This is a genomic window from Peribacillus sp. NPDC058075, assembly GCF_042885195.1.
Taxonomy (GTDB): Bacteria; Bacillota; Bacilli; order Bacillales; family DSM-1321; genus Peribacillus.
Genome location: NZ_JBHVSL010000001.1, coordinates 2863127 through 2872099, shown reverse-complemented (window position 1 = coordinate 2872099; position 8973 = coordinate 2863127). Strand labels below are relative to the sequence as shown.

Annotated in this window: 8 protein-coding genes; 4 read left to right on the top strand and 4 right to left on the bottom strand. The window is 40.0% G+C overall.

Annotation, left to right across the window (positions count from 1 at the left end):
* Positions 1–710 precede the first annotated feature (710 nt).
* Both rnjA and ACFVS1_RS14215 read right to left on the bottom strand, forming a co-directional pair.
* Complete coding sequence (gene rnjA, locus ACFVS1_RS14220; RefSeq protein ID WP_352921652.1) at positions 711–2381, bottom strand: ribonuclease J1; 1671 nt, start codon at positions 2379–2381, stop codon at positions 711–713.
* Between the two features lie 3 nt (positions 2382–2384).
* Positions 2385–2594 carry a DNA-dependent RNA polymerase subunit epsilon gene (locus ACFVS1_RS14215; RefSeq protein ID WP_034314070.1) on the bottom strand — a complete coding sequence of 70 codons (210 nt, stop codon included), beginning with the start codon at positions 2592–2594 and terminating at the stop codon, positions 2385–2387.
* 886 nt (positions 2595–3480) lie between these two features.
* On the opposite strand from ACFVS1_RS14215, the gene ACFVS1_RS14210 reads away from it, so the two are divergent.
* On the top strand, positions 3481–4248 hold the full coding sequence (locus ACFVS1_RS14210) for a Cof-type HAD-IIB family hydrolase (RefSeq protein ID WP_387548223.1): 768 nt from the start codon (positions 3481–3483) through the stop codon (positions 4246–4248).
* 48 nt (positions 4249–4296) lie between these two features.
* Here the strand turns inward: ACFVS1_RS14210 and def are convergent, their stop codons facing one another.
* Positions 4297–4851, bottom strand: coding sequence for a peptide deformylase (gene def, locus ACFVS1_RS14205; protein ID WP_387548220.1), 555 nt, complete (start codon positions 4849–4851; stop codon positions 4297–4299).
* 238 nt (positions 4852–5089) lie between these two features.
* Positions 5090–5245, bottom strand: coding sequence for a YjcZ family sporulation protein (locus ACFVS1_RS14200; protein WP_283917331.1), 156 nt, complete (start codon positions 5243–5245; stop codon positions 5090–5092).
* 213 nt (positions 5246–5458) lie between these two features.
* Between ACFVS1_RS14200 and ACFVS1_RS14195 the strand changes: the two genes are divergently transcribed.
* From ACFVS1_RS14195 to ACFVS1_RS14185, 3 genes are all read left to right on the top strand, one after another.
* Entirely contained in the window at positions 5459–6118 is a 660-nt protein-coding gene (locus ACFVS1_RS14195) for a YkyA family protein (protein ID WP_387548217.1), read from the top strand.
* A 644-nt stretch (positions 6119–6762) separates the two neighbouring features.
* A complete protein-coding gene (gene pdhA / locus ACFVS1_RS14190) occupies positions 6763–7878 on the top strand; it encodes a pyruvate dehydrogenase (acetyl-transferring) E1 component subunit alpha (RefSeq protein WP_352921646.1) in 1116 nt (371 codons plus the stop codon).
* 3 nt (positions 7879–7881) lie between these two features.
* Positions 7882–8859 carry an alpha-ketoacid dehydrogenase subunit beta gene (locus ACFVS1_RS14185; protein ID WP_034314063.1) on the top strand — a complete coding sequence of 326 codons (978 nt, stop codon included), beginning with the start codon at positions 7882–7884 and terminating at the stop codon, positions 8857–8859.
* Positions 8860–8973: the final 114 nt, after the last annotated feature.

Genomic DNA, 8973 nt, shown 5'->3' with positions numbered 1-8973 from the left:
CCCGCAGGAGTCTCGTACCCTCCGTTCCAATCAACCTTGTTTTAATCATTTAGATAGACCCTCTTTTGGTTACGAACTGAGAGAAGTCGATTGGCAGATTACAGACTGTAGACACAGTTTTTTTTGAGGTGGGATATCGAACGGTGATTTCCACTCCAGGCACTCGCTTTCCGCGGGCGGTCAAGGGAGCCTCCTCGGCGCACTTGCGCCTGCGGGGTCCCCCTAGGACACGTATTCCCGCAGGAGTCTCGTACCCTCCGTTCCAATCAACTTTGTTTTAATCATTTAGATAGACCCTCTTTTGGTTACGAACTGAGAGAAGTCAATTGGCAGATTACAGACTGTAGACACAGTTTTTTTTGAGGTGGGATATTGAACGGTGATTTCCACTCCAGGCACTCGCTTTCCGCGGGCGGTCAAGGGAGCCTCCTCGGCGCACTTGCGCCTGCGGGGTCCCCCTTGGACGCGTATTCCAGCAGGAGTCTCGTACCCTCCGTTCCAATCAACTTTGTTTTAATCATTTAGTACGTTCCGGAAAAACAATGAGCGGTTCAATCATGTATTCGCAGATGAAAAAGAAAAGCATGGTATGCGTTGTTTGACTTTATGGGGACTTGAAAGATTGTGATGCAGGCTATTCTGTATAACTGCTTCAAATCCAATATAAAATCAAAAAGGTTCCGGAATGAGACCATTCCGGAACCTTTTTATTATTGAACTTCCATGATGATCGGCAGGATCATTGGACGGCGTTTAGTTTTTTCATATAGAAATGGAGATAAAGTGTCTGTAATTTCATTTTTGATTTCAGACCATTGTGTAGTTTTGCGATCCATCACCTTATTTAAATGCTTGGTGATCAAGGATTGAGCATCGCTGATCAGGTCTCCTGATTCTCTCATATAAACAAATCCGCGTGAAATGATGTCAGGACCGGATGCAATTTTGAATTCCTTCATATTGATGCTGACAACGACGACGACAAGACCTTCCTCGGAGAGAATCCGACGATCTCGGAGCACGATATTACCGATATCCCCGATGCCGCTTCCATCGATATAAACCGAACCTGAAGGGATTTTACCAGCAATTTGTGCTGTGTTTTCACTTAAGGAAAGAACTTCACCATTATCCATGATAAAGCAATTTTCTTCCGGAACTCCGCAATCGACTGCATGGCGGGCATGAAGTTTTTGCATACGGTATTCACCATGGATTGGCATGAAGAATTTTGGTTTTATCAAACGAAGCATTAGCTTTTGTTCCTGCTGTCCGCCGTGCCCTGATGTATGAATGTCATTCAAAGGACCTGAAATGACGTCTGCTCCTGCACGATATAATTGATTGATCGTTCTGGAAACACTGATTGTGTTACCTGGGATAGGTGAAGAAGAAAATACGACAGTATCACCAGGGATGATTTGAATTTGACGGTGAGTGCCATTCGCTATCCGCGACAGGGCTGCCATTGGTTCACCTTGGCTGCCTGTACAAAGGATGGTTACTTTATTCGCAGGCATGCGATTCAATTGCTGTACATCAATAAATGTATCTTTAGGCGCTACGATATAACCAAGATCTTGTCCAATCGATATGGCTGAATCCATGCTCCGGCCAAAAACGGCTATTTTGCGTCCGTTAGCCACGGCTGCTTCCACAACTTGCTGAAGGCGATGAATGTTCGATGCAAACGTTGCAAAAATGATCCGGCCGTCAACCTTACGGAAAATGTCTTGAATGGTATCGCCGACACGGCTTTCGGACATAGTAAAGTTCTGCACTTCACTATTTGTGCTATCCGAGAGTAAGCACAATACGCCTTCTTTACCGATTTCCGCCATTTTGGTAAGGTTTGCAGGCTCGCCCACTGGTGTGAAGTCGAATTTGAAATCACCAGTATGGACAATTTGTCCAGGTGGCGTTTTAACGACGATCCCATAAGAATCAGGGATACTGTGAGTGGTGCGGAAGAAAGAAACGGACGTCTTCCGGAACTTGATCACTTCATCTTCACTGATTTCAATCATGGTTGTCTGACGTAAAAGGCCGTGTTCTTCCAATTTATTACGAAGCAGTCCAAGTGCCAGCTTCCCGCCGTATACAGGGACATTCACTTTTCTAAGCAAATAAGGAATCCCGCCAATATGGTCTTCATGGCCATGTGTAATGAAAAGGCCTTTAATTTTATCTACATTTTTCTCTAAATAGCTGTAATCTGGAATCACATAGTCAATACCGAGAAGTTCATCTTCAGGAAATTTAATTCCAGCATCAATGATGATGATTTCATCTTGAAACTGAACAGCATATGTGTTCTTACCGATTTCGCCTAAACCGCCCAGGGCGAATACAGCTGTTTGATCGTTTTTTACAAATTTCATAAATTATAGCTCCAATACTTTGTAATCTTCATTTTGTTTTTCATATTCTAAATATGCTCCGGTTACGGGTAGTACGATTTCTACGTTATAAGGTTCTTTTTTTAATTTAAGGCGGACGTCACGAACGGATTCACCTTCGACAAACATTGTTTTAGTATTCTCCCTGATGGGAACCTCTGATATGGTTACTTGATAGTATACCTTAAAAACCATTATAATCTCTCCTCGCTTGTTTGCATTGCTTTTTTCATTATATATAAAAACAACAATTTTTTCATGTTTTTCAACATCATGTAAAAATAAACCCAGCTCCGCCATAAAAACGGAAGGGGTTTGATGAATTAAATATACCAATGTCTAAAAGTATATAAAAAATAGATGGCAGATTCTGGTATCAACCCGATTGTAGCTTCCTCTATCTTATATCCTATCCGTTTTTGCAATGTGTAAAACTTAAATCATGGGATCTTCGTAAACGATTTCTTTCTAAATTAATATAGTATCACTGTGTACAGCGTTTCATGAAAAGACAACGACTCATATTTTGATTGAAATATGTATTCACCTGACCATATAAAAGCCAAGAAAGAAAGAAAGGATGCTTAAAAAGAACTTTACAACAAGGAAGAAGCCCTCCGCAAGTTTTTGAAGGGCTGTCCGAAAAAAATTCGCATATGGATGACGGCCAAGGCAGTAATGAGTGGCAAATCATGCGATAGTTTTTTTTCTTAAAAGATCATTCCACTGTTTAACAAGCTTTTTACGAAGCTTTTTTAACATGGCGATCACGCTCCCTTAGTTATTATTGTATAGGATTATTCAATAATGTAAATACGTCTTTACAGGTACTTGGCCCATTTTTGAAAAAAAAGGCTCATTCAAACAAGCAACGGGGATTTTAGAGGCAGGAAGGGTGGGAGAAGTGTAATCTGGAAAGCCTTAGCTGGTTTCTAATTAAGAATAGTATATGCCCATTCCTGAATAAAAAACGTAACTTTGAGGTGGATACGGTAGAGTTACTTGACTTATCTTGATGACAATTATTAAATGGGTACATATTAAAAAAGGAAAAAATGAATGAATTGGAAGTGAATCGTTAGTGAAAATCGTATTCTTTGATATTGACGGAACATTGCTTGATCATGAAAAGAAGTTACCTGCTTCAACAAAAAAGGCCATTAAGCAATTGCAGGATAGCGGGGTTTTTGTAGCGATTGCCACAGGAAGGGCTCCGTTCATGTTCGAGTCCTTAAGGGAAGAGCTTGGCATCGATACATTCGTAAGCTTCAATGGACAATACGTTGTTTTTGAGGGGAAAGTCGTTTATAAAAACCCTTTGAGCATACCTGAGATAAAACGGCTCCACGAACATGCTGAAAATAATGAAATCCCGATCGTGTTCATGAATGAGGAGACAATGAAATCGAGTGTTCCTCATCATAGCCGAATTGAAGAGGCATTAAGCAGCCTGAAGTTTCCCCATCCTGAACATGCGGCAGATTTTTATGAGGACCATGATATATACCAAGCCTTGTTATTCTGCTCGGAGGATGAAGAAGGGAACTTTGTTGGGAATTATGATGACTTTCACTTCATTAGATGGCATGAGTATTCGACGGATGTACTTCCATTCGGGGGTTCAAAGGCTGAAGGCATTAAAATATTAATGGAAAAAGTAGGATTTGCTCTGGAGGATGTTTACGCCTTTGGAGATGGCTTAAATGATATAGAAATGTTAAAAGTAGCGGGATATGGCGTGGCAATGGGGAATGCCGGTCAACTTGTGAAGCAAGAGGCTGACTTTGTAACGAAGGATGTCGATGATGATGGCATACTTTTTGGTTTGAAGGAACTTGAATTGATATAAAAAAACAAAACCCCCGTCAACCAACAGGCGGGGGTTTTGCTTATAACGTTACCTTTCCACCGCAATAGAATTTTCCGGAATGGCATAAGGGTCTTCCGGGTTGATATGATCATAGAACATGATTCCATTAAGGTGATCGATTTCATGTTGAAAGCAAATGGCTGCGATGCCTTTCAGGCGTAGTTGAACCGATTTTCCTTCCAGGTCCGTACCCACGACCGTTATTCGAGCATAACGGGGCACGTAGCCGGAAACGGGACGATTTACGGAAAGGCAGCCTTCTCCGGATGTCAAGTATGCTTTTTCCACTGAATGGCTAATGAGTTTAGGGTTGAAAAGTGCATAGCTATACAATTGATCATCTTTTTCTTTCAAATGAACCGCGATCATCCTTTTTGAAACATTCACTTGAGGTGCAGCCAAGCCAATTCCTGCCCTTAACCCATATATAGCGGCAATATCGGGATTCTGGCTGTTTTGGACATATTCCATCAGGCTGGCTAAAAGCTGTTTATCTTCATATGATGCCGGAAGCGGAACCTCTACCGCGACTTGCCTTAAGATTGGATCGTCTTCATTAACAAAATCATCCATGGTTAGCATAATCTTTCACCCCATAAAAATTCTAATAATATGTATAGATTATTTTAACAAAAAAAATGCTGAAAGTTAATGGATGGTCTAATGAAAGAAAAATGGAAGGGGTGGAATCAAATCGATTGATTCCTATCCCGACCATTATTTTACTTGCCTGTTGAGGTCTATTTAAAAAAATAAATCATTTTTTTGAAACAGGGTAGATAGTTAACATTTTCGGGTAAAGGTAATAGTAATTACCTGCTTAGCATAAGCACGCGCCGACAATGATTAGCAGAATGAACAGGACAATGATTAAGGCGAAGCCGCTTCCAAAGCCGCAGCCTCCACCATCACCATAACCATAGCTGGGTGCAACGGAAACCGGATAACAACATTCCTGGTTGTAACCTCCATACATAATTTCATACCTCCGTTTTTGTATTATTAAATGCTGACCACTCTGATTTGAAACGGTCCCTACAGCCTATGCAGTATGGTTTAAAGGGTGTAGGCTAGCGCCCAGTAATGAAAAAAACCTGTTCGGAATATTATTGTAACAAGTGTCAGCGGCTTATAAGGGGATTTAGAGAAATATGAATCTTCGAAGAATTATCAGAAGGAGCTGTCTATTTTGAATCGTATTGCCCCATATGTTATTTTACTTCTTTTTTTAGTGGTCTTGACTGGTTGTTTCAATGGTTCACCGGAAGAAAGAATCCACAAAATCTTAGAGAAAACTGCAGAAAAGGAAAGTGATTTCACCGAGAAACAAGAGCCTCTTAATGATTTGGAGAAAAAAGAAAAAGAAAAATATGAGAAAATCATTAAACTTGGATTGGATGATTATGAACAGATCGTCGAGCTTTCAGATGAAGCAACCAAGAATATCGACCAAAGGGAAGAAATAATTGAAAAGGAACAAAGCAGTATGCAATCCTCAAAAGAACAATTCAATCAGATTGACGAACAAATCGGGAAAATTGAGGATGAAAAGATAAAAAAAGAAGCGACTGAAATGAAAAAGGTCATGAGTGAGCGTTATAGCACCTACGATGATTTATATGATGCCTATCAACAAAGTCTGGCTTATGATCGTGAATTATATGAACTGTTTAAAAAAGAGGATTTGAAAATGGATGAATTACAAATGCAAATAGAGAAAATCAATACTTCTTATACAAAAGTTTTGAAAGCGAATGAGGAATTTAATGCATTAACGGAAAAATCAAATCAAAAAAAGGAAAGTTTTTATGATAGTTCCGGCATAGAAATGGCTGATTCAACAAAATAATATAAATAATGATGGGCTGTGATCCTCAATCACAGCCCATATTTTATTCCATCCTGTCCGAGTAAGGACTGAAAATATTTAAAATGATCTTTTTTTGTGTAAGCAGATTGATGCGGACTTTTATACCTGTACTAAAAAAAATCGATGATTAAAAATCTAACAGCAGCGTTACATGAAAGCGTTTGTGCATTTTTTTGGAATATTATTCCTGAGTCTCAAATGCCTTTAGTTAAAGCGGTTTTGGAATCGATGGGATATGCGGGGGAATTGAAATGTTATCCTTCGCCAACCTTAAATCGATAAAGACGTGAATGTTAATAGTACAGTTGTAAATTGAAAACTAATACAGAGAAGAAGTATGAGTTCTGGAAATTCTATTAAATCAAAATTATAAGGAACTCCAAGTGATTGACTTGATGTTAATTCATCTTGTAAACTTAATCTATAAAAATTCTTGTATCATTTTCCTTGATTTTTTTTATGGTACAGAATAAGATTGAGACATATTAAGCATATCCACGTTTGAGGGATTGGTCTTAAGGGAAAAATAAAAGAATGAATTGTTGAAGAAACTAAAAAGCAAACTTTTTTTGCTTTATAGAATAATAATAGCAAACCTTTTTAATGAAAGGATGAGGTGCCAAATGGCTCAAAAAACTAAGCAAGCTAAATTTAATGTTCAAGAACAGCTTAAGAAAGTAGAAGAACAATTTGAAACTTTTCAAATTTTAAATGAAGAGGGAGAAGTCGTTAATGAAGCGGCTATGCCTGATTTAAGTGATGAACAATTGCAAGAATTAATGCGCCGTATGGTTTATACACGTATCTTGGATCAACGGTCCATATCACTGAACCGCCAAGGCAGATTAGGTTTCTATGCACCGACTGCCGGTCAAGAAGCTTCTCAAATCGCTTCTCAGTATGCTTTGGAAAAAGAAGATTTCATTCTGCCTGGTTACCGTGATGTTCCGCAAATCGTTTGGCATGGTCTGCCACTTTGGCAAGCATTCTTATTCTCCCGTGGACACTTTAAAGGAAATCAAATTCCTGAAGACGTCAATGTCATTTCCCCTCAAATCATTATCGGCGCTCAATATATCCAAGCTGCCGGAGTGGCTCTTGGGTTGAAGAAACGCGGAAAAAAAGCTGTTGCCATTACATATACGGGGGACGGTGGAACCTCACAAGGTGACTTCTATGAGGGAATTAACTTTGCAGGTGCATTTAAAGCGCCAGCTATCTTCATCGTGCAAAATAACCGTTTCGCAATCTCGACACCGGTTGATTTGCAATCAGCAGCTAAAACATTGGCCCAGAAAGGTGTGGCTGCAGGTATTCCTGGAATCCAGGTTGATGGTATGGATGCTTTGGCCGTTTATACAGCCGTTAAAGAAGCGCGTGAACGTGCAATCAATGGTGAAGGCCCTACATTGATTGAAACATTAACTTACCGTTATGGTCCGCATACGATGGCTGGCGATGACCCGACACGTTACCGTACTTCCGAAATGGATAACGAGTGGGAACTGAAAGATCCATTGGTTCGTTTCCGCAAGTTCTTGGAAAACAAAAAACTTTGGAATGAAGAATTAGAAAACGAAACGATAGAAAAAGCTAAAGACGATATTAAAGAGGCAATCAAATTGGCTGATGCAGAACCTAAACAAAAGGTTACAGACCTAATTGAAAATATGTATGAAGAAATGCCTTATAACTTAAAAGAACAATATGAAATTTATAAAGAGAAGGAGTCGAAGTAAGCCATGGCTCAATTGACGATGATTCAAGCAATTACAGAAGCATTACGCACAGAACTTAAAAATGACGAGAATGTACTCGTTTTTGGGGAAGATGTAGGTCTTAATGGAGGAGTTTTCCGTGCAACGGAAAATCTTCAAAAAGAATTCGGTGAAGATCGTGTATTCGATACACCTCTTGCTGAATCTGGAATCGGTGGACTAGCGGTCGGTCTTTCTTTACAAGGTTTCCGTCCTGTTCCTGAAATTCAATTCTTCGGATTTGTTTATGAAGTAATGGATTCCGTAAGCGGTCAGCTTGCTCGTATGCGCTACCGTTCAGGCGGACGTTACAGTGCACCGGTTACAATTCGTTCACCTTTTGGAGGCGGAGTGCATACACCGGAAATGCATGCTGATAGCTTAGAAGGTTTAATGGCTCAGCAACCAGGGTTAAAAGTAGTTATCCCTTCCACTCCTTACGATGCAAAAGGCTTATTGATTTCTGCGATTCGTGATAATGACCCAGTCATTTTCCTTGAGCACATGAAATTGTACCGGTCTTTCCGTCAGGAAGTTCCTGAAGAGGAATATACCATTCCATTAGGAAAAGCGGATGTGAAAAGAGAAGGAACGGATTTATCCATTATTACGTATGGTGCGATGGTGCAGGAATCCATCAAGGCAGCTGAGGAATTGGCAAAGGATGGTCATTCCGTAGAAGTGGTCGACTTAAGGACCGTGTCTCCATTGGATATCGATACAATCATTGCTTCTGTAGAAAAAACAGGACGCGCTATCGTTGTTCAAGAAGCACAAAAGCAAGCTGGTATAGCAGCGAATGTTGTAGCGGAAATTAACGAACGTGCCATTTTGAGCTTGGATGCTCCAGTACTTCGAGTGGCGGCTGCTGATACGGTATTCCCGTTTTCACAAGCTGAAACTGTATGGCTCCCTAATTATAAAGACATTATTGAAACGGCGACTAAAGTCTTGAAGTTTTAACAATCTTAAGTAATGGAATGAATGTCCTGCTTGGGAAAGTGGTTTTGCATTAACGGTAATGCAAGATAAAGGACTTTATTCGAAGCACTAAGTATGATTTAATATAGGAGGTTG

Coding starts and splice junctions, on each gene's coding strand:
- ACFVS1_RS14215 (WP_034314070.1), bottom strand. CDS start 2,594: ATGGTTTTTAAGGTATACTATCAAGTAACCATATCAGAGGTTCCCATC.
- ACFVS1_RS14200 (WP_283917331.1), bottom strand. CDS start 5,245: ATGTATGGAGGTTACAACCAGGAATGTTGTTATCCGGTTTCCGTTGCA.
- rnjA (WP_352921652.1), bottom strand. CDS start 2,381: ATGAAATTTGTAAAAAACGATCAAACAGCTGTATTCGCCCTGGGCGGT.
- ACFVS1_RS14185 (WP_034314063.1), top strand. CDS start 7,882: ATGGCTCAATTGACGATGATTCAAGCAATTACAGAAGCATTACGCACA.
- def (WP_387548220.1), bottom strand. CDS start 4,851: ATGCTAACCATGGATGATTTTGTTAATGAAGACGATCCAATCTTAAGG.
- pdhA (WP_352921646.1), top strand. CDS start 6,763: ATGGCTCAAAAAACTAAGCAAGCTAAATTTAATGTTCAAGAACAGCTT.